Source organism: Devosia yakushimensis (assembly GCF_030159855.1).
GTDB lineage: Bacteria > Pseudomonadota > Alphaproteobacteria > Rhizobiales > Devosiaceae > Devosia > Devosia yakushimensis.
Window position 1 is genome coordinate 1,555,049 of the sequence record NZ_BSNG01000001.1, and the last position, 20,425, is coordinate 1,575,473.

Sequence of the window (20,425 nt, forward strand, 5' to 3'; positions counted from 1 at the left end):
CCGAGCTTAGAACTTGCCGATCTCGCTGCGAACCGCCTGAATGAAGCCGTTGAGCTGATCCGGCGTGCAATTGTTCATATCGTAGAGCGCCAGGTATCGCGGAAGCGTGCGGAATGTCGCCCAGCCCCAGCGGCGCGCGATGCGCCGGGGTGGATCGCCCATGATCATGGTGCGGAAGCGATTGCCGCCATAGGTCGTGACGAAGGCCGCCTTTTTGATGTTTCGCAAATTGGGAACAAGCCGCCCGCGATCCCCGCCCCCTTCCATGACAAAGGCAACGCCCGGCACAAATACGCGGTCAAAATATCCTTTAAGAATAGCGGGATATCCATAATTCCACACAGGATGCACGAAGACGATCGCGTCTGCCGCCCGCAGCCGGTCCACATAAGGCTTGATCTCCGGCGTCAGATTGGCCGGCACGTCATGATAATTGAGGCGTTCGTCCCGGCTCAGCACGGCATCGAACTGCTCGTCATAGAGATTGAGAGCGTCGACCTCATGTCCCTTTGCCGCAAGCTCTTCTACGATTGCGTTGAAAAGGGCGCGATTGAAACTGGTTTCGACCGGGTGGGCATGGACGACATGAACGCGCATCAGGCCGCGCTCACCGGGTTGAGCCCGTCGAACAGCCAGGCCCGGCCGGCGTTGAAATCGAAGTCCGGATCATCCCAGGCGATCATCTTGCCGGGGTTGAGCATGCCCTTGGGATCGGCCTCACGCTTGAAATCGAGCTGTTTCTGATCGGTCCGCTTCATGCCGCCTTCCTCAAGCGTGTAACGATGCGGATTGAATACTGTGCAGCCGTTTTCTTCGTGAATGCGAATGATCTCGTTGAGCCGCTCTTCCGTCGTGTAACGCACCAGCGGCAGGCCGCCATACATGACCACGCCGTCCTGCCGGCCGACCTCGATATGCATGGGCAGTTCGTCGCCCAGGATCGAGATGATCTTTTCGACATGGGCGACAGTGGGATAGCGGGTCTGGAGATAGGTGATCGTCGGATCGACCTTGAGCGCGCGGAGTGTCGTGTGGTTCCACGCCAGCTCGTAAATGGGCGGCAGGCGCCTGCGCTCCTCTTCGCTGGCCAGGTCCGAGCGGTAGAGCATTTCGCCCTTGTGATGGGCGATGAACAGGGTCATCGCATCGACCGCGACAGGCGCCACCATCAGCAGCACGACGGATTGCCCGTCGCGGATATAGGGTTTGTGGCGGTTGAAATAGTCCTGGGGGATCGGCGCCGCGCAGGGCGCTACCTCCTTGACCAGCAATCCATCCTGCAGCGCCACGGCGCCGCCGAAGCGGCAGGCATCGATGAAATCGTCGAACCCGACCATCATGTCGACCCAGTCATGGGCCTGTGTCAGCGGCATTTCCGCTTCGACGATGATGCCATTGGTGCCATAGGCATGGGCGACCTTGAGAACGTCCTCGCCCACCAGATCGAGTTCGCGCGGCGTTTCTTCGCAGGTGATGACCTTGACGCCGAGAATGCTGCCGAGATTGCGCAGCCCACCCCAGCGCACCGAGCCGACCCCGCCTGAGCCGCCGGCGATGAACCCACCTATGCTGGCCATACGGTAGGTCGAAGGGTGAAAGCGCAATTCCCCGTCGACTGCCGCACGTGTCTGGTGGTCGATCTGTTCCAGCACCGCGCCGGCTTGCGCCCGGACGCGATCCTTCTTGATGTCCAGGACCTTGTCCATGTTCATGAGGTTGAGCATGGCGCCACCCGAAAGCGGCATGGCCTGGCCGTAATTGCCCGTGCCGGCGCCACGCGGAGTAATCGCGACGCCATGGCGGAAGGCGGCGGCCAGAACGCGCTTCACCTCCTCGTTGGAGCGTGGCGAGACGACGACCTCCGCCGTTACATGATCGAGCTTGGCCTTAAGAACGGGAGAATACCAGTAATGGTCGCGGCTGCGCTGCTGCACGATACGGGGGTGATCTTCGACCGGGATGTCGCCAAGGTCCGCGCGGAAGTTTGAAATGCTCATGCTGGTCATCCCATCAGGTCGTCGAGTTCGCGATAATCGGGCAGGGCGGTATCTATGGGCGCGCCCCGGCGCAGTATGGTGCGGTCGGTCTGCGGCCGTGCCATCAGTTCGGTCCAGTTGCGGGCACGGAACAGGACGAGCTCGGCCGGTCCTCCCGCACTGATTGTTCCCGAATAGCTGAAGCCACCGATCGTCGCCGGGTCGGCGCTGACCGATCGGACCCAGCCAAAGGCTTCGCTTTGCGGATGGTCGAAATGGAGGATACGCGCCCCCTCGCGCAGCACCTCAAAACCATCCAGGTCGCCATAGGCGTAAAACGGGTCGCGCGTATTGTCCGATGCCATGGCGACGGAAACACCAGCTGCCTTGAGTTCATTGAGCAGCGTAACACCCCGCCAGCGCGGTGTCCGCACGCCCTCGATATTGCGGCGGTCCTGCAGATACATATTGCAGATCGGCAGCGAAACCACGGCAATGCCGGCTCGCGCCACCCGCTCGATCGTCGCCATGGCTGTCGGCTCGGGCTGGATCGCGATGGCGCAGCAATGGCCGGCCGTGACCTTGCCGGCAAAGCCCGTTTCGATGACCGCATCGGCCAGGCACTGCAAGGCATCGGCAGCGGGGTCTCCCGTCTCGTCGATATGCAGATCGACATCGAGGTCAAGGCTGCCCGCCATTTCCAGGAGTGCCCGCATGATGGCGGGATTGTCCGGATGAACGCCGGTCGAGCCACCCAGCAGCCCCTTGGCAGCCTTGGTGCGCGTGGCGACAGCCCGCAGATTGTCGGCGTTCAGAATATCGTCGGGGCCGATCAGCGCCACGGCCTGCAATTCGATGCGGCCGGCCCAGCGCGCCTGCATGGATTCAAGAATATCCCAGGAGATTTCGTGCTGGGGCGGGGCGCTATCGATATGCGTTCGAATGGCCGCGGAGCCATGCGCCCAGGCGCAGCGCAGGGCGAAATCCATCCGGCGCTCGACATCGGAAGCGGCCCAATTGGCCTGCCGGTCCTCGCCGACGGCCATCAGCGCACCAAGCCAGGTGCCATCCGGGTTTTGCTTGCGCGGCCAGATATGTCCCTTGTCGAGATGGGTATGCATATCCACGAAGGCCGGCAGCACGAGCCCGCGATCGAGCTCGATACGCGTGGCATCTGCGGGGCCGCCGCGGGCAGGCGCAATGCTTGTGATCATGCCATCGGCAATATCGATATCGACCAGCCGCAGGGCCCCGGAATTGGGCTCTCCCATCACCGCGGCAGGCACATTGGCATTGGCAAGCGTGTAGCGGCCAGTCGAGGGTATCGCGATGGTCAACTCAATTCTCCCGCTTGATCGCGCTCTCGTGCCAGCGATGCAGCGTCAGCCAGGAGATAAACGAAGTCAGCCCAAAAATCGCAATGCCGGTGCCGCACAGCATCAGCAGCGCCACGAAAAGCCGGGGCAGGTTTAGCCGATATTGGCTTTCCAGCAGCCGGAAGGCGAGGCCCGCGCCCTGACCGGCGGAACCGGCGGCGAATTCCGCGACCACGGCAGCAATCAGCGACAGGCCACCGCCAATCCTGAGGCCGGCCATGAAATAGGGCATGGAGGCCGGTATCTTGAGATAGATCAGTGTCTGCCAGGACGATGCGCCATAGAGTTCGAATAGATTGAGCAGGTTATGATCGACGCTTTTCAGCCCCTGCGCCATGTTGGACAGAATGGGGAAGAAGGCCACGATAAAGGCGCAGATGAGCAGGGCGGTCTGCGTATCAGGGGCATAAATCAGCAGGAGCGGCGCGATGGCTATCATCGGCGTCACCTGCAGGATGACCGCGAAGGGAAACAGCGCCAGCTCGAGAATGCGTGATTGCACCAGCAGGATTGCCAGGCCCACGCCGCCGACCAGCGCCAGGGCCAGGGCCATGAAGGTGATCTTGAGCGTGACGAGCAAAGCCGGCCAGAGGGTGGCGGAGTCGGTGAACAGCGCGATAGCGACATCGACCGGTCCCGGCAGGATATATTTGGGGATGCTGTTGACCGTCACCACCATGTGCCAGAGCAGGATGGCCGAGGCCAGCGCCAGGACGGGTACGGCCACGCGGATGATCTTCTCATTTCGGCTGGTGCGCGGCAGCAGGGCGGCGACGGCGCTATCGGTGCCGGCCTCGCCGGAGGCCATGGTCTTGATCTGGTTCATGATGCGATCTCCGCGGCATGGATGGCGCGTTGCAGGGCATCCGAAACGGTCTGGCAGGTCTGCCGATAGCCCTCCGAGGTGCGATAATCGTGGTCGCGTATCGCTGGCTGGGCAATCTGCATATCGGTGAACACCTGGCCTGGCCGCGCGCGCATCACCACGATACGGCTGGAGAGATAGGCGGACTCGTAGACCGAGTGGGTCACGAAGATCACTGTCATGCCAAACTGGCTCCACAGCCGCAAAACGTCGTCATTGAGCTTCTGGCGGGTAATTTCGTCGAGCGCCGCGAAGGGCTCATCCATCAGCAGCAGCCTGGGCCGCGTGACCATGGCGCGCGCGATGGAGACCCGCATGCGCATGCCGCCCGACAGCTCTCGCGGATAGGCCTTGGCGAAATCGGCCAGGCCGACGCTGGCCAGCCCTTCCATGATGCGGTTTTGAGCATCCGCCTTGGCGACGCCCTGCAGCTTGAGCGGCAGGTGCACATTGTCGAAGACCGTGGCCCAGGGCATCAGGGTGGGGTCCTGGAAGACAAAGCCGACATCGCCCTCGGGCAGGCCCTTGGCGTTAATCTTGGACGAGGGCCAATCGATATTGCCCGAACTCGGCGCGCCCAGTCCGGCAATGATGCGCAGGGCTGTCGACTTGCCGCAACCGGATGGTCCGAGCAGCGAGATGAACTCGCCGCCCTTCACGTCCAGCGACATGTCCTTAAGCGCCAGAGTGCCATTGGAGAACACTTTGGTGACGTTGCGCATCGAGACGATGGCGCGGGAGGATTCAACCTCGGGGAGGCGAGCGGCGGCGGCTGTATCGGTCAATATCGGAAACCCGGATTAGGGTCAAAACGGCACGGACGGGATTGCCCGTGCCGATCGTCGACGTCTTAGTCGGCCTTGGCCAGATCCAGCCCCACGCCCTTGCAGACGAACGCGGTCGAGAAGGATTTGGAAATATCGATGCCGGCCTCGTAGACGCCTGCCGTGACCATCATGTCGTAGAAGGCCTGCCAGCGCTCGGCCGTCATGCAGCCAATGCCCTGGGTTTCGGCCTCGCCTGAGATGACCACGCCATATTCCTTGAGCTTGGCCAGCGAGAAGGCGAGCTGACCGTCGGTCATCTCAGGATTGTCCTTTTTGATCAGCTCATTGGCGGCGGTGTTGTCGCCATAGAGATAATTGTACCAGCCGATAATGGAGGCATCGACGAAGCGCTGCACCAGGTCAGGATTGTTGTCCACGATCTCCTGCCGCGTTTCGATGGCGGTGGAATATGGATCATAGCCAAAGTCGGCGAGCAGGTAGATTTTCGGCGCCCAGCCGGTCTGGCGTTCGATCTCGTAGGGCTCGGAAGTCAGGTAGCCCTGCTGAACAGCCAGCGGATCGGCGATGAAGGGGGCCGGGTTGAAGGTATAGGGCTCGTATTTGTCGTCCGAGAAGCCCTCCATTGTCGACTTCATCCAGGGCCAGAAGCCGCTGAACAGGCTGTCCTTGCCCAGGATCATCCTGCTAGCGCCGGTCAGGCTCGCCAGGTCGGTAAAGGGTGCGTCGGGATGCGCCAGCAGCACCTGCGGATCCTTCTGGAAGATCGCCGCGACGGTAATGACGGGAATGCCGCGCGAGATCGAGTCGATCGTGCCCATGCCACCCATGTAGAAATCGAGCTGGCCGGCCACCAGCAATTGCCCATTGGGCGCCTGCGGCCCGCCTTGGCGAATGGTCACTTCCAGACCGTATTTCGCATAAGTGCCATCGGCGACCGCCTGGTAATAGCCGCCATGCTCGGCCTGAGCGAGCCAATTGGTGCCGAAGGTGACCTTGTCCTGCGCTGCCGCAGCGGCGCTAAGCCCCCCAAGGATAAGAACCGACGATGAGACGAGTTTGATGAAATCGTGCATTTGCGCTCCCCGGCATTGGCTGACAGCAGCCACGACCAATTTTTGTGCGACACTGTCGCCTGCGCAATTGTTGTCCCTGTCTTGTCGCGTTGTGAAGTCAAAAAATGGGCAGTATGTGAAAATGCCTGCCATGCATGCAAATTCTGCAATTTGGGCTAGGCAAGCGGTTTACTCGCCGCTAGCATCGCCAGCGCAAGGAAACTTCCGACCATGGCGACGCCGCTTTCTCCCACCCAGATTCATCCTCCTTTTGCCCCCTACAGCCACGGCATTGTCGTGCCGGCCGGACAGCGTCTGGTGTTTTGCTCGGGGCAGTTGGGCATCGGCGCCGACAAGCTCGTGCCACCCGATTGCGCCGGGCAGACGCGCATCTGCTTCGACAATATTTCGGCCATTCTGGTTGAAGCCGGCATGACGCTGGCCAATATCATCCGCATCAACGCCTATGTGACGGGCAGGGAACATCTGCCGGACTATATGGGAGTGCGGAATGCGCTGTTCGCCGAGCCTTATCCCGCCTCCACCTTGATGATCGTTTCGGGCTTTGCCCGGCCAGAATTCGTGGTCGAGATCGAAGCCATTGCCGCCGGCCCGGCGTAAGGAACCCTTTATGACCCGCAAGATCTGGTGGACAGACTTTTCAGCGTCCGACTTCAGCACGATCGACCCCGCAAAGACCATCGCCATTTTGCCGATAGCGGCCGTGGAGCAGCATGGACCGCACCTTCCGGTCGGCACCGACACCATCATCAATCAATCGATGATGGAGCTGCTCGCTGAGCGTGCACCGGCCGAGCTCGATATCCGTATTCTGCCGGTCCAGGCCATCGGCAAATCCAACGAGCATATCTGGGCGAAGGGGACGTTGAGCCATAAGGCGACCAATCTGATCGATGCCTGGACGCAGATCGGGCTAGAGGTTGCGCGGGCAGGGGTGCGCAAGATCATCTTCGTCAACTCCCATGGCGGCAATGAAGAGATCATGGGTATCGTCGCCCGCGAGTTGCGCGTGCAGGCAGACATGCTGGCCGTCAAAAGCGGGTGGCGCTTCACCCCATCCGGCTTGCTGAGCGATCAGGAGCGCCGCCACGGCATCCATGGCGGCGATGCGGAAACCTCGCTGATCCTGCATTTCCGGCCCGACCTCGTCGATATGAGCCGGGCGGAAAACTTTGTCTCCATCGCTGCGCGCGACGAGGCCGAGTTCACATATCTCCGGCCCACGGGCGCTTTCGGGCACACCTATGCGTGGATCGCTTCCGACATCAATCCAAGCGGGGCGGTGGGCGATGCCTCGCTCGCCACGGCCGAAAAGGGCCGTGAGATCGCCGAACACAATGTCGCCGGCATGCTCGAAGTACTGGCTGAGATCGAGCGCATGCCGCTTCCGGGGCGCCGCTAGCCGGCGTCTTGTGCGCCTTCGTCGCAGACGATGACCGCGACCCCGCTATCGCGCAGCGCATGTCTCGTATCGGCCTGCTCGGGCAGGCTGTCGGTCACCAGATAGCTGAACTGCGAAAAGGCCGCCACGCGAACGGCGGCCGACCGCCCCCACTTGCTGACATCGGCCGCCAAATATCGCGTCCGCGAATTCTGGATGATGGCATTGGTGATCTGCGCGTCGCCATAGCTGAAATCCAGCGCCCCGCTGACCGGATGCAAGCCGCCCGCGCCCACGACCGAGTGGGTGGCATGGAATTTCTCGAAATACCGGCTGGCCTCCGGACCGACTAAGTCCCGGTCGTTGGAGCGCCAGACCCCACCGGTAAGATGCAGCTCAATCCCCGGCACATTGCCCAGGATGAGCGCAACATCCACATTATTGGTGACCACCGTCAGCCCGGTATGGTTGCGCAGCGCTTCGGCCGTGAACTGCACCGTCGTTCCGATGCCCAGAAATATGGTCGATCCATCCGGAATGTCCTGCGCAATACGCTCCGCGATGAGGCGCTTTGCCGGGCCGTGGAGCCTGGCACGCGCATTGACCGGAGTATTCTGCGGCATGACCGGCAGGTCGACGCCGCCATGCAGGCGTCTCGCCAGTCCCAGGGAGCAGAGGAAGTTGATGTCCCGCCTGATGCTTTGGGTCGTCAGGCCATAGTCGCGCGCCAGCATGTCGATCTGCTGCACGCCGCGTGCGCCGATTCGTGCGAGAATATCGTTCTGCCGTTCGGAAAGCCGAGGGTCGGACATCATCTAACTCGGATACAAATGGTTGGGGACCGTCGCTCAGCGCCCTAATCCGTACGACGGCCGGTTTCCTTGTTGAACGGGTGCAGGTCGGCATTGCCGACATATAGCTTTACCGTCGCCCCTTCAGTAGCTGCCGTTCGTGCCGGTACAGCGGCAACGATCAGCTGTCCGCTGCCTTCGAGCCGCATATGCAGATGGCTCTCGCCGCCAATCGGCTCGTAAAGCTCGACCGTTGCGTCTAACGCGATATGTGGCCCCTGCGGTGGGGTGAGGTGGATTGTATCGGGCCTGATGCCGACGAGATCGGTATTCGCCGGCAGCTCGAGCGTCCCTTTGCTCTGCAGATAGGCCAGCTCGATCAGATTCATCGGCGGCGAACCGATGAAACCGGCCACGAACAGCGTTGCGGGCCGCTCATAGAGCGAAATGGGGGCGCCGACCTGCTCGATCCGGCCGGCATTCATCACGACGAGCCGATCCGCCAGGGTCATGGCCTCAAGCTGATCATGAGTCACATAGACGCTGGTGGTGGCCAGGCTGCGCTGCAGGCGCTTGATTTCGATACGCATCTGCCCCCGCAACTTGGCATCGAGATTGGACAGCGGCTCGTCGAACAGGAAGGCCTTGGGCTGCCGCACAATGGCCCGCCCCATGGCGACGCGCTGACGCTGGCCCCCGGACAATTGCCGCGGCCGCCGTTCCAAAAAGGGCTCGATTTCGAGAATCCGCGCCGCCTCGGTGACGCGGCGGTCGATCTCGTCGCGCGGGGTGCCGCGATTCTTGAGGCCATATTCGAGATTGCCGCGCACCGTCATATGCGGATAGAGCGCGTAATTCTGGAACACCATGGCGATGTCGCGCTCGGCCGGCTCCTTGGCGTTCACCACCGCGCCGCCGATTGAAATCGTTCCTTCGGTAATGGCTTCGAGGCCCGCGATCATGCGCAGCAATGTGGATTTTCCGCAGCCCGAGGGGCCAACCAGCACGACGAGTTCGCCGTCGGGAATGGCCAGGTCGAGGCTGTGGATTGCAGTGACGCCGCCGGCATAGACCTTTTTGACGCCTGAAATGTCGATGCTTGCCATGGTGCTTATTTCTCGGTTTCGACCAGGCCTTTGACGAAAAGGCGCTGCATCAGGATGACGACAAGGACGGGGGGCAGCATGGCCAGCATCACGGCGGCCATGACAAAGTTCCATTGCGGCTCGGAATCGGCCGTAGCGGCCAGCCGCTTGATGCCCATGACGACCGTGTAATAGCGGCTGTCCGTGGTCACCAGGAGCGGCCAGAGATACTGCACCCAGCCATAGATGAAGAGGATGACGAAAAGCGCCGCGATATTGGTGCGGCTCAACGGCAGCAGGATATCGCGGAAGAACTTCATTGGGCCTGCTCCGTCGACACGCGCGGCCTCCATCAGCTCGTCCGGCACGGTGAGGAAGAACTGGCGGAAGAGGAAGGTCGCGGTGGCCGAGGCAATCAGGGGGATGATGAGGCCCGGATAGGAATTGAGCATTCCCAGGTCGGACACGACCTTGAAGGTGGGGATGATGCGCACTTCGACCGGCAGCATCAGCGTGATGAAGATGATCCAGAATGCCAATAGCCGGAACGGGAACTTGAAGAAGACGATCGCATAGGCCGACAGGATCGAGATGATGATCTTGCCCACGGCGATCAGGATGGCCATGACCAGCGAATTGAGCAGCATGATCGACAGGGGCGGGGCCCCGGCGCTCGATATGCCCTCGTTGAGCATGAAGCTGTAGTTTTCGATCATATGCGGCCCTGGCAGCAGGGGGACCAGGCCGCGCATGAAATCACCCGGACCATGGGTCGAGGCGATGAAGGCCAGGTAGACCGGGAACACCACGATCACGACGCCCAGGATGAGGACGAGATGCGTGAGAAATGCCAGAAAGGGTCTGTTTTCAACCATTTGCGCCGCTCCCTAGTATTGCACGCGCCGCTCGACGAAGCGGAACTGGATTGCGGTGAGGGCGATGACGATCAGCATCAGGACAACCGACTGCGCTGAAGAGGAGCCGATATTGAGGCCCAGGAAACCGTCCGAATAGACCTTGTACACCAGGATATTGGTGGCCTGGGCCGGCCCGCCCTGGGTCGTCGCATCGATAATGCCGAACGTATCGAACATGGCGTAGTTGATGTTGACGATGAGCAGGAAAAACGTGGTCGGGGACAGCAGCGGAAAGACGATCGTCCAGAAGCGCTTGAAGGGACCGGCGCCATCGATGGCCGCGGCTTCGATCAGCGATTGCGGCACCGATTGCAAGCCCGCCACGAAGAACAGGAAATTGTACGATATCTGCTTCCAGCTGGCGGCGATGATGACCAGGACCATCGCATCCACGCCGTCCACCCGATGGTTCCAGCTCACGCCGATTGCCCGCAACATATAGGGCGCAATGCCGATCGTGGGGTTGAACATGAACCACCACAGAATGCCCACCACCACCGGCGCCACGGCATAGGGCCAGACCAGCAATGTCGTATAGAGCCGATTGGTCCGCAATACGCGATTGACGGCCACGGCCAGCAGCAGCGACAGGCACATCGAAAGCGCGGTGACGCTGATGGCGAACACCGCCGTCTTGCCCAGCGAGCCGAGATAGCTCGCCTCGCCAAACAGCCGCCGGTAATTCTCGAACCAGACGAATGTCGTCTTGAAGCCGAATGGATCTTCGCGCTCGAACGAGGATTTGACAGCCTGCAATGCCGGCCAGATGAAAAAGATCAAGGTCACTGCGAGCTGCGGAACAAGCAGCACATAGGGGAGGACCTTATTGGGGAAAATGGTTCGCTTGGCCTGCATGCTCCGCCTCATTCACGCCGTGTCTGATGCACGGTTGCCCCACCCTGGAGAGGGTGGGGCGGGTTTAACGATCGGTGGAGCGCCGCTTACTGGTTGGCGGCCTCGAAATCGCGCAGGATCTGGTTGCCGCGTTCGACTGCGGTATCCAGGGCTTCCTGGGCGGTCTTGGAGCCAGCAAGCATGGCTTCGAACTCTTCATCCACCACGGCGCGGGCCTGGGTCAGGTTGCCGAAGCGTACGCCCTTGGAATTGGCGGTCGGCGTGCCGCGGGTGATCTGCTGGATGGCAATGTCCGAGCCGGGGTTCTGGCCGTAATAGTCCTGCGACTGGCCAAGCTCATAGGCGGCATTGGTGATCGGCAGATAGCCGGTGGCCTGGTGCCAGGCTGCCTGCACTTCGGGCTGGCTCAGATAGGTATAGAACTGGGCCACGCCCTTATAGACTGCGGGGTCCTTGCCATTGAGCGTCCACAGGGTCGCGCCGCCGATGATCGAGTTCTTCGGATCGGTGGTCACGTCGTCATAATAGGGCAGGGGTGCGAAACCGACTTCAAAATCCTTGGCGTTGGCAATGACGCCGGCACGCGATGCGGAGGAATTCATGTAGATGGCGCATTCCTGCGCGTAGAATTTGGGCGGAGCATCGGCGCCGCCGCCGGGGCCGCCATATTGGAACAGGCCGTCATCAGCCCATTTCTTGAGATTGTCCCAGTGCTTGACCTGGACGGGGCCGTTGAACGTGAATTCGGTGCCAAGGCCACCAAAGCCGTTTTCCAGCGTGCCATAGGGCTGATCGTGGATGGCCGACAGGTTTTCGGTCTGCACCCAGGTAATCCAGCCGCTGGTGAAACCACACGAGGCGGCGCCCGATTCCATGATGGTGCGGCTCATCGTCTCCAGTTCGGCCCAGGTCTTGGGCGGCGTATTGGGATCGAGGCCGGCTTTTTCGAACACGTCCTTGTTGTAATACATGATCGGGGTGGACGAATTGAACGGCATGGAGAGGATGTTGCCGTCAGTATCGGAATAATAGCCCGTCACCGGGGCCAGAAAGCCCGACGGATCCCACGGTTCGCCATTATCGGCCATCAACTGATAGACGGGGTAGACGGCGCCTTTGGCGGCCATCATCGTGCCGGTGCCCACCTCGAAGACCTGCACGATCGCGGGCTGCTCATTGGCGCGGAAAGCGGCAATGGCGGCGGTCAGCGTTTCGGGGTAGGTGCCTTTATAGGTCGGAACGATTTTGTATTCGGTCTGGCTGTCATTGAAGCCCTGGGCGATTTCTTCGAGCTTCTTGCCAAGCTCGGCATCCATGGCATGCCACCAGGCAATTTCTGTTTGGGCCGAGGCGGCAGGCGCATAGGCGAGGGCGGCAACTAGGCCCGTCGACAATAGCAGCGCAAATTTCTTCATGGGGTCGTTCCTCCTGTTCTTCAAGCAAAGGATCTCCGTCCTCGCACTGCCAGTGGTAGCAACGAGATGTTCATTTGGTAAAGAGACGATTTCAAATGAACATAGATGGACGGAATGAGATGAAACACGCTCAAGCGGTTTGGACCCGCTCAAGGCAATCGCTCACTACGATGTTCATATGAAAGGCTTGTGACAGCGATCGGGCCCGATGGCGCGGGCCTTGCGGCCATGTCACCGCTTGCGTGCGACGATGTAGGGCAGGCTTTCGTTGCCCTTGCTGGCATGGCTCTCGGTGGCGAGAATCTCAAAACCCGCATCGGCCAGGTATTGGCTCAGCTCATTCGCCCGGAAAGCGCTGGCATGGGGCGCTTGACCTATCGCGTGCATGGCGGGCAACAGCACGAGCCGTATGAGCGGGTTCATATCGCCAAGGCAGGGGGTCTTGGAAATAAACAGGCCGCCGGTCTCGAGCAATGTATTGATGCGCCGAAGCGTGCCGGGCAGATCGCGCACCAGATGCAGATAGTTGAACCCCAGCACGGCTTGGACCTGCATGGCCTCGGCAGCGAGCTCCTCCGCAATCGCCACGCGGAAGGTGAGCCCGGAAATGGGCGCCGCACTGTTCTTTTCCCTCGCGATCGCGATCATCTCGGGGGATATGTCGGTGGCGACATAGCTTCGGACATTGCCGGCGAGCAGCAGGGCGGTCGACCCCGTGCCGCACCCCAATTCCAAAACCTGGTCGTCGGGCCTTAGATAATCACGCGTCCTGGCCAGCGTTCGCTCGTATCCCGCCTGATCGGCAACCGGCGCCGCAGCATAGCGCCGCGATGTACGGTCCCAGAAACGTGCATCGTTTGCGGTATTCATATAAGGCTCCTTCAATTCCGCGTGGGCGCGCTATCAGCTGGTCACCTTGGCGATCAGGGCCCGGACTTCGCCGATGGGGATCAGGTCCTTGCGTGCGAAATTATGAATTGTGGTGCCCTCGATGATCGAATCGAGTGCCCGAGCCGTCTGGGCGTCGAAATGCGTCTCCAGCGCCGCCCGGCTCCGCGCCATCCAATCCGCGACGAGCGACTTCAATTCATGGTGCCGGGCCATATAGGCATAGAGCTCCAGCTGCAGCGTCATGTTCCGGTCGGTGAGCCAGACGTCTCCACAGATGATCCGAACGACCGCCTCCCGCGCTTCCTCCACATTCCTGGCAGCTTCCAGCGTGATCCTGAAGCTCTCGGAAATCTCCTGTGAGAGCTGCTTGAACGCTTCGGCAATCACCTCCTCAAGGCTGGCGAAGTGGTAGGTCATCGAACCCAATGGCACGTCTGCCGCCTCGGCGATGCGTCGATGCGTGGTACCGGCCACGCCCTGTTCGGCGATAACGTCCAGGGCGGTGGCGATGATGCGGTTGCGTCTGTCCGGCTCGTACCGGCGGCTGAGCTTGGTCATGCTTCGATCATGTCCTGCAATGGCAATGATTCCAACCCATCACCCGTTGCGTACATATGTACTATAGTGTATCGGATACGCAAAACTTGGGGTCAGTATCGCCGGAATCGACCGGGCGAGGACCATACCGGCAGGGACGGATCATGAGCAGCATTTCCATCGACGCGTCTCAGCATGCTCCATCGGGCTCGCGCGAGCAGTGGTCGACACGGGCTGTTTTCCTTGTTGCTGGCCTGGCGATGGCCGCCTGGGCGCCGCTCGTTCCCTTTGCCAAGGATAGGGTTGGCGTGGAGGAGGGGGCATTCGGCGTCCTTCTGCTGTGCCTGGGCCTTGGCTCGATCCTCGCCATGCCGGTAACGGGCATACTTGCAAGCCGCCATGGTTGCCGACGGGTCACGGCCTGCGCGACCGTGGTCCTCGCGGCCGCTGTGCCTCTCCTGGCGATCGCGGACACCGTCGTCGCCCTGGCGCTATCCCTTGCGCTTTTTGGCGCCAGCGTTGGTACACTCGACGTCGCCATGAATATTCAGGCGGTCATGGTCGAAAAGGACAGCGGTCGAAACATGATGTCGGGTTTCCATGGTCTCTTCAGCGTGGGCGGCATCTTCGGTGCTGGTGGGGTCAGCCTGCTGCTTGCCACGGGCCTCAGCCCGCTCAATGCGACATTCATCGTCAGCGCCATGCTGCTCCTTCTCTTGCTCGCATCCTGGAAGGGCCTGCTTCCCTATGGCAATCGGGACGAGGCGGGCACTCCGGCTTTCGTCATGCCGCGCGGCATTGTCCTGTTGATCGGCTTGCTCTGCTTCCTGGTTTTCCTGGGGGAGGGCGCCGTGCTCGATTGGAGCGCGATCTTCCTCATTGGCGCCCATGGTGTCGAGGAGACGCAGGCGGGCTTCGGCTACACACTCTTCGCCGTGGCCATGGCAATCGGCCGCCTCTTTGGCGATCACCTGGTTAAGGCCATGGGCGGAACCAGGATTGTCGTCCTGGGCGGGGCATTGGGCGCGCTTGGTTTTTGCCTTGCTGTCTTTGCTCCCACCCAGCCACTGGCATTTGCCGGCTTCCTCCTGGTGGGATTGGGTGCTTCGAACATTGTGCCGGTCTTCTTCACCGCCGCGGGCGAGCAGAAGCGCATGCCACAAAGCCTGGCGATCGCAGCAATCACCACGATGGGTTATGCGGGGATTTTGGTCGGGCCCGCAGCAATCGGCTTCGTTGGCCAACACTGGAGCCTTGCCACCGGCTTTATTCTCGTTGCCATCGGCCTGGCATTCGTCGCCATAACCGGCCCAATCGCATCACGCCGAGGTTGATCCCGAGGCAGGAAGGCCAGCTGGGCAGGGCAGAATGGCAGCCGTTTGCATCACAGTTGCAGCGTCTGCAACGTCCGTTTCTCGCCACACGCACAATTCGCATAATATATATTATGGAACTAACGGATGCGCCGAAACCCCAGGTTTCCGGCCAATCCGACGCCCCTAGAGGTTGAGAATGCGTCCGGCCAGGATGTCGATCTGCATGCCGTCGAACGCTGGCATGACGTTGCCAGGCGTGGATGCATCGGTGGCCCGGTAATCGAGGTCGATATGCATATTGGTCAGCACCGCCTGCTGCGGTGCGAACCTGCCGATCAGGTCCAGCGTCTCCGGCAGGCTCAGATGGCTGGGATGTGGCGTCGGTCGCAATGCGTCGATCACCCAAAGCGCTAGTCCCGTTATCGCCTCGTGCGATTGCGCCGGAAATCCCGACAGATCGCAGCAATAGGCAAAGTCGGCGATCCGGAAGCCCAGCGATGTGATATCGCCATGCGCCTGTTCGAATGATTGCACCGCGATAGTGCCGCCCGGTCCCTCAACGATGATTTCGGCCCCGGCCTCGATCTCATGGGCATTGAGGATCGGCGGATAGGAACTTCCTGGCGGAGCCGCGAAGCAATAGCCGAAGGCCTCGCGAATGCGTGCCCCGGTGGCCTGGGTGAAATAGACGTCGACCAGCCGTCGATTGTGCAGAGCCAGAACCCGCAGATCGTCGATGCCATGTGTATGGTCGGCGTGCTCATGGGTGTAGAATACGGCCTCGACACGATCGACCTCCGCGTCGAGAAGTTGCTCCCGCAAATCGCAGCCGGTGTCGATGAGCACGCGCGTCGGCTCGTTGCTGCCTTCACTCCAGCCTTCGACCAGCAATGAGCAGCGGCGGCGCCGGTTGCGCGGCTCGGCCGGATCGCAATCACCCCAGACATTGCCAATGCGCGGCACGCCGCCCGACGAGCCGCATCCCAGGATCGTCGCGATGATCCTTTGTGCAGCCGGCATCTAGGCGCTCAAGCCGGTTTTCGAGAAAAGCCGCGCGAAATTCGCCGTAGACTGCTGACCGAGCGTCGCCAGGTCTATGCCCCGGACTTCGGCCAATTTCTCGGCTGTATGCCGAACGAAGGAAGGCTCGTTGGACTCGCCGCGATGCGGGATCGGCGCGAGATACGGAGCATCGGTCTCCACAAGATAGCGGTCGGCCGGAACGATCTTGGCCACCTCGCGAATTTCCTCGGCATTCCTGAAGGTTATGATGCCCGAAAACGAGATGTAGCCACCCAGGGCAAGCGCGCGCTTCGCCAGGTCTGCTCCGGCCGTGAAGCAATGCAAAACAAAGGGGAAGGCCCCCTGCCCGCTTTCTTCCTCGAGGATCGCCGCCATGTCATCGTCGGCCGAGCGGCTGTGGATAACCAGTGGAAGACCTGTGGATCGGGCTGCCGCGATATGCCGGCGCAGACCCGTTGCCTGCGCCTCACGCGGCGCATTGTCATAGTAGTAATCCAGCCCCGCCTCACCGATCGCAACGCAGCGCGGATGGGCAGAAAGCCTGATCAGATCGTCGGCCTGGATATGCAATTCCTGATCCGCATTATGCGGATGCGTCCCAACCGAACACCAGACGTTCGGGAAACGTTCCGCGATGGCGGCATAAGTGGAAAAGTTATCCACACGTGTGGATATCGTCACCATGCCGGTGACGCCGGCCGCCGCCGCGCGCGCCATCACGCCCTCGATATCGCCAGCGAGAGCATCGAAGTCGAGATGGCAATGGCTGTCGATCAGCATGGTCAGGAAGCCTTGCGCTCGAGCCGTGCAAAAACGCCCTGCGGCGCCGGCAATGGCGTGCCGGAGTGCAGCCCCTTGGAGACTTGCGCCGCGGCCAGCGTGCGTTCGTCGGCGGGAACGGCCAACTGATCAAGGATTGCATTGGCCGACTGCGGCACGAAGGCGAGCAGCGGAATGGTCAGCCTGCGGACGACGTCTGCCGTGAGATAAAGCACCGAGCCCATGCGCGCCGGATCGGTCTTCTTGAGCGCCCACGGCTCCTGGGCCGCGAAATAGTTATTAGCCGCGCTCAATGCGGAAATGATCGCACCAGCGCCCTCATGCACCAACTGGGCATCCATGGCCCTTTGCGCTTCGGCCAGCGCGGCATCGACCTGCTCCACGATGGCATCGTCATCCGGCGTGGCCCCGGCATATTCAGGAACCAGCCCGTCACAGTTCTTGTTGATCATGGACAGCGAGCGCTGTGCCAGATTGCCCAGATTGTTCGCAAGATCTGCATTGACACGGTTGACCAGCTTGTCGCGGCTATAATCGCCATCCTGGCCGAACGAAACCTCGCGCAGCAGGAAATAGCGGAGCTGATCGACGCCAAATTCCTCAGCAAGTTCAAACGGGTCGACGACATTGCCAAGAGATTTGCTCATCTTCTGGCCGTCGACGGTCAGGAAGCCATGCGCAAATACACGATGCTGCACCTCAATGCCCGCGCTCATGAGGAAGGCAGGCCAATAGACGGTGTGGAAGCGGATAATATCCTTGCCGATGACATGCAGGTTCGCCGGCCAGAACTTTTTGAACAGCTCGCTCTGCTCGTCCGGGAAGCCAACGCCGGTGATGTAATTGGTCAGTGCATCAACCCACACATACATAATGTGCTCTGCCGCATCTGGAACCGGTATGCCCCAGTTGAACGTCGTACGGGAAATAGAGAGGTCTCTAAGCCCGCCTTTGATAAAGGACAGCACCTCATTCCACCGCTCCTTCGGAGCGAGAAAATCCGGGTTGCCCTCGAAAAGGTCGATCAGCTTCTGCTGATACGCGGACAGGCGGAAAAAATAGCTAGGCTCAACTACCCATTCCACTTCGGCGCCCGTGGGTGCAAACTTCTTGCCGCCGGTCCCTTCCGTCAGCTCTTCTTCATCGAAATAGGCCTCGTCTCGAACCGAGTACCAGCCTTCATAGCCACCCAGATAGATGTCGCCATTATCCACCATTCTTTGCCAGATGGCCTGGCTGGCCGCATAGTGGCGCGGCTCCTCGGTGTGAATGAAGTCATCATTGGAGATGTTCAGCACGCCCGTCAGACGACGGAACTCGGCAGTGTTGCGATCAGCCAGCTCGCGGACGCTAGTGTTCTGTGCCGCCGCGGTCTGCACCATCTTGATGCCGTGATAGTCAGTGCCGGTTAGAAAATAGGTGTCACGGCCGCTTAGGCGCGCCCAGCGGGCGATGGCGTCGGTTGCTATCAGCTCATAGGCATAACCGATATGTGGCAGGCCGTTGGGATACGCAATTGCTGTGGTGACGTAGAAGGGCTTTGCGGTCATCGGGGCTCGGCGGAAACGGGAACGGTCAGAGAAACATGCTTCCTGATCGCATTGAAAATGGCGGCCAGCGTCTGTTTCATATCCAGATTGATGCTGTCAGCCTCGGCAAGCAGGGCGTGCGCCTTGTCCCATAGGTCGTTGGCAGAGGCAAGCCGCATGCGGGCGCCGGGCTGCATGGCCGCGTTGCGGGCCTCGTCGGCCATCCAGTCGTCCAGCATCTCGCGGGCAAACGAAAGTTCGGTGCTTTGGGCATCGGCGCCCAAGGCATCTGCCAGTTGCAGGCCCACGCCGGCAGGATGGCGCAGCGGATCGGCCAGCCAGGCCTGAAGCGCGCCGAGCGCGGAATCGGCATCGAGCGCCAGCGTTTCAAATGCCCGGCGCGGCCGTCCGCCCGCCAGTGCAACAGCGCGCTGTAAGGCTGCCTCATCGATAGCGCCCCCCTGCTCCATCAGCACAGCTGCAACGTCCGTATCCGCAATCGGGCGCAGCGCCAGATTGTGACAGCGCGATTTGATGGTGGGCAGCAATTGCCCCGGCCGATGCGACACCAGCAGGAATGTCGTGTCCGCCGGCGGCTCCTCAAGCGTTTTCAGCAAGGCATTGGCGGCGGAGGGATTGCAGTCATCGATGCTATCGATAATAGCCACCCGCTGCCCTGCCCTCCCCCGCGTATGATGGAGAGAATCGCGAACCTCGCGCACGTCTTCCACCCGGATCACCGTGTAATAGCCCTTACCGTCCTTGGGGCGCCGGCGCAGCAGGAAAAGATTGGGGTGGGACATCGCCGCCACCTGCTCTTCCACCCGGGCAGCATCTTCATCGCCCGTAGCCGCCAGGATTGCCGCGGCAATCTCGAAGGCGAACGTGGCCTTGCCTATCCCCTGCGGCCCGTGCAGCAGGATAGCGCCCGGCAACCGGCGCTCGGCAATATTGCCAAAGATGGCGCTGCGCGCTGCATCATGCCCGCGCGCCCGCTGGCGCCGCTCGGGCAGCGGCACATCTTCAAGAGCTTCGGGATCGCTCATGCCTGCGAACCGCGCAGCAATTCGGGAAAGCGCTGGCAAACCGCATCCCAAACGGCTGCCTCCAGCGTGTCTTCACTTTGTTCTGCCGTAATCACCACACAGCGATCCGGGTTGTTACGGGCAATGGCCAGAAACCCTTCGCGCAGCCGCTTGTGCCAGTCGAGTTCTTCCTTCTCGAAGCGGTCGCCGGTCTGCGCCAGGCCATCCTCGACAGCGCGCAGCGCCACGCGCTTGAACGCGACCTCGGGATCCATGTCCAGAATGATGGTCAGGTCCGGCGTGTGACCATCAAGCGCCAGCGTTTCGAGGCCGCGGATCAGCTTGTCGTCGACCCCGCCAGTCAGCCCCTGATAGGCGCGCGTGGAATCGTGGAAGCGGTCGGAGATGACCCAGGTGCCGGCCTGCAGATTGGGCTCGATCAGCTGTGTGACATGATCCAGCCGCGCCGCCGCAAACAACACGGCTTCCGCACCGGCGCCCCAGCTCTCCGAGCGCCCCTGCAAAATGAACGAGCGAATGGCCTCGGCGCGCGGCGTGCCGCCCGGCTCGCGCGTGCGGATGGCTTCGATCGACAGCCGATGCAGATTGGCGAGCAGGCGCTTGACCTGCGTCGATTTCCCCACGCCTTCGCCACCCTCAAAGGTGATGAAGCGTGCCCGGTTGGTTTTTGGCGCTTCCAGCATCAGCCAGTCTTATCCCAGTCCTAGAGCCATTTCAGCGAAATGCCGAATGGCCCCAATTTCTTGTCTCGTCGCGTTTCCGAACCGCAAAACCGTGGTCA

The 20,425-nt window shown here is 61.2% G+C and carries 21 protein-coding genes; 3 read left to right on the plus strand and 18 right to left on the minus strand.

What is annotated here, in order from left to right; genetic code table 11:
* Positions 1-6: 6 nt before the first annotated feature.
* From QQL79_RS07695 to QQL79_RS07720, 6 genes are all read right to left on the minus strand, one after another.
* Positions 7-597: an NAD(P)H-dependent oxidoreductase gene (locus QQL79_RS07695; protein ID WP_284389530.1), complete on the minus strand. Its 591-nt coding sequence runs from the start codon at positions 595-597 to the stop codon at positions 7-9.
* On the minus strand, positions 597-1,997 hold the full coding sequence (locus QQL79_RS07700) for an FAD-binding oxidoreductase (protein WP_284389531.1): 1,401 nt from the start codon (positions 1,995-1,997) through the stop codon (positions 597-599). Before QQL79_RS07700 ends, QQL79_RS07695 begins: the two co-directional genes overlap by 1 nt.
* A 5-nt stretch (positions 1,998-2,002) precedes the next feature.
* Positions 2,003-3,313: a cytosine deaminase gene (locus QQL79_RS07705; RefSeq protein WP_284389536.1), complete on the minus strand. Its 1,311-nt coding sequence runs from the start codon at positions 3,311-3,313 to the stop codon at positions 2,003-2,005.
* A 1-nt stretch (position 3,314) separates the two neighbouring features.
* Entirely contained in the window at positions 3,315-4,178 is an 864-nt protein-coding gene (locus QQL79_RS07710; protein WP_370461188.1) for an ABC transporter permease, read from the minus strand.
* Positions 4,175-4,939: an ABC transporter ATP-binding protein gene (locus QQL79_RS07715; RefSeq protein ID WP_284392838.1), complete on the minus strand. Its 765-nt coding sequence runs from the start codon at positions 4,937-4,939 to the stop codon at positions 4,175-4,177. Before QQL79_RS07715 ends, QQL79_RS07710 begins: the two co-directional genes overlap by 4 nt.
* A gap of 128 nt (positions 4,940-5,067) precedes the next feature.
* Positions 5,068-6,078 carry an ABC transporter substrate-binding protein gene (locus QQL79_RS07720; RefSeq protein ID WP_284389538.1) on the minus strand — a complete coding sequence of 337 codons (1,011 nt, stop codon included), beginning with the start codon at positions 6,076-6,078 and terminating at the stop codon, positions 5,068-5,070.
* 210 nt (positions 6,079-6,288) lie between these two features.
* Here QQL79_RS07720 and QQL79_RS07725 point away from each other — a divergent pair, with 210 nt between their 5' ends.
* Positions 6,289-6,678, plus strand: coding sequence for a RidA family protein (locus QQL79_RS07725; RefSeq protein WP_284389540.1), 390 nt, complete (start codon positions 6,289-6,291; stop codon positions 6,676-6,678).
* A 10-nt stretch (positions 6,679-6,688) separates the two neighbouring features.
* A complete protein-coding gene (locus tag QQL79_RS07730) occupies positions 6,689-7,480 on the plus strand; it encodes a creatininase family protein (protein ID WP_284389542.1) in 792 nt (263 codons plus the stop codon).
* On the opposite strand, the gene QQL79_RS07735 is transcribed toward QQL79_RS07730, so the two are convergent.
* The 7 genes from QQL79_RS07735 to QQL79_RS07765 form a co-directional block, all read right to left on the minus strand.
* Positions 7,477-8,271: a DeoR/GlpR family DNA-binding transcription regulator gene (locus QQL79_RS07735; protein ID WP_284389543.1), complete on the minus strand. Its 795-nt coding sequence runs from the start codon at positions 8,269-8,271 to the stop codon at positions 7,477-7,479. The two genes, QQL79_RS07730 and QQL79_RS07735, sit on opposite strands and share 4 nt — an antisense overlap.
* Before the next feature lie 44 nt (positions 8,272-8,315).
* A complete protein-coding gene (locus QQL79_RS07740) occupies positions 8,316-9,356 on the minus strand; it encodes a sn-glycerol-3-phosphate import ATP-binding protein UgpC (protein ID WP_284389545.1) in 1,041 nt (346 codons plus the stop codon).
* A gap of 5 nt (positions 9,357-9,361) precedes the next feature.
* Complete coding sequence (gene ugpE / locus QQL79_RS07745; RefSeq protein ID WP_284389547.1) at positions 9,362-10,210, minus strand: sn-glycerol-3-phosphate ABC transporter permease UgpE; 849 nt, start codon at positions 10,208-10,210, stop codon at positions 9,362-9,364.
* Between the two features lie 12 nt (positions 10,211-10,222).
* On the minus strand, positions 10,223-11,107 hold the full coding sequence (ugpA, locus tag QQL79_RS07750; RefSeq protein ID WP_284389549.1) for a sn-glycerol-3-phosphate ABC transporter permease UgpA: 885 nt from the start codon (positions 11,105-11,107) through the stop codon (positions 10,223-10,225).
* An 86-nt stretch (positions 11,108-11,193) separates the two neighbouring features.
* Positions 11,194-12,522: a sn-glycerol-3-phosphate ABC transporter substrate-binding protein UgpB gene (gene ugpB, locus QQL79_RS07755; RefSeq protein ID WP_284389551.1), complete on the minus strand. Its 1,329-nt coding sequence runs from the start codon at positions 12,520-12,522 to the stop codon at positions 11,194-11,196.
* A 231-nt stretch (positions 12,523-12,753) separates the two neighbouring features.
* Positions 12,754-13,392 carry a class I SAM-dependent methyltransferase gene (locus QQL79_RS07760; RefSeq protein ID WP_284389553.1) on the minus strand — a complete coding sequence of 213 codons (639 nt, stop codon included), beginning with the start codon at positions 13,390-13,392 and terminating at the stop codon, positions 12,754-12,756.
* Positions 13,393-13,425: 33 nt separating this feature from the next.
* Positions 13,426-13,971, minus strand: a complete 546-nt coding sequence (locus tag QQL79_RS07765; RefSeq protein ID WP_284389555.1) for a TetR/AcrR family transcriptional regulator — start codon at positions 13,969-13,971, stop codon at positions 13,426-13,428.
* Between the two features lie 143 nt (positions 13,972-14,114).
* Between QQL79_RS07765 and QQL79_RS07770 the strand changes: the two genes are divergently transcribed.
* Positions 14,115-15,284 (plus strand): MFS transporter, encoded by a 1,170-nt coding sequence (locus QQL79_RS07770; RefSeq protein WP_284389557.1) that lies wholly within the window; start codon positions 14,115-14,117, stop codon positions 15,282-15,284.
* Between the two features lie 165 nt (positions 15,285-15,449).
* On the opposite strand, the gene QQL79_RS07775 is transcribed toward QQL79_RS07770, so the two are convergent.
* From QQL79_RS07775 to tmk, 5 genes are read right to left on the minus strand one after another with little or no spacing between them, the layout of a single operon-like run.
* On the minus strand, positions 15,450-16,286 hold the full coding sequence (locus QQL79_RS07775; protein ID WP_284389560.1) for an MBL fold metallo-hydrolase: 837 nt from the start codon (positions 16,284-16,286) through the stop codon (positions 15,450-15,452).
* The gene (locus QQL79_RS07780; protein WP_284389563.1) at positions 16,287-17,069 is read right to left on the minus strand and encodes a TatD family hydrolase; all 783 of its coding nucleotides are present in this window, start codon (positions 17,067-17,069) and stop codon (positions 16,287-16,289) included.
* Between the two features lie 2 nt (positions 17,070-17,071).
* A complete protein-coding gene (gene metG, locus QQL79_RS07785) occupies positions 17,072-18,619 on the minus strand; it encodes a methionine--tRNA ligase (protein ID WP_284389564.1) in 1,548 nt (515 codons plus the stop codon).
* Positions 18,616-19,644: a DNA polymerase III delta subunit-related protein gene (locus tag QQL79_RS07790; protein WP_284389565.1), complete on the minus strand. Its 1,029-nt coding sequence runs from the start codon at positions 19,642-19,644 to the stop codon at positions 18,616-18,618. Before QQL79_RS07790 ends, metG begins: the two co-directional genes overlap by 4 nt.
* Positions 19,641-20,327 carry a dTMP kinase gene (tmk, locus tag QQL79_RS07795; protein ID WP_284389567.1) on the minus strand — a complete coding sequence of 229 codons (687 nt, stop codon included), beginning with the start codon at positions 20,325-20,327 and terminating at the stop codon, positions 19,641-19,643. The genes QQL79_RS07790 and tmk overlap by 4 nt, the downstream gene beginning before the upstream one ends.
* Between the last annotated feature and the right edge of the window lie 98 nt (positions 20,328-20,425).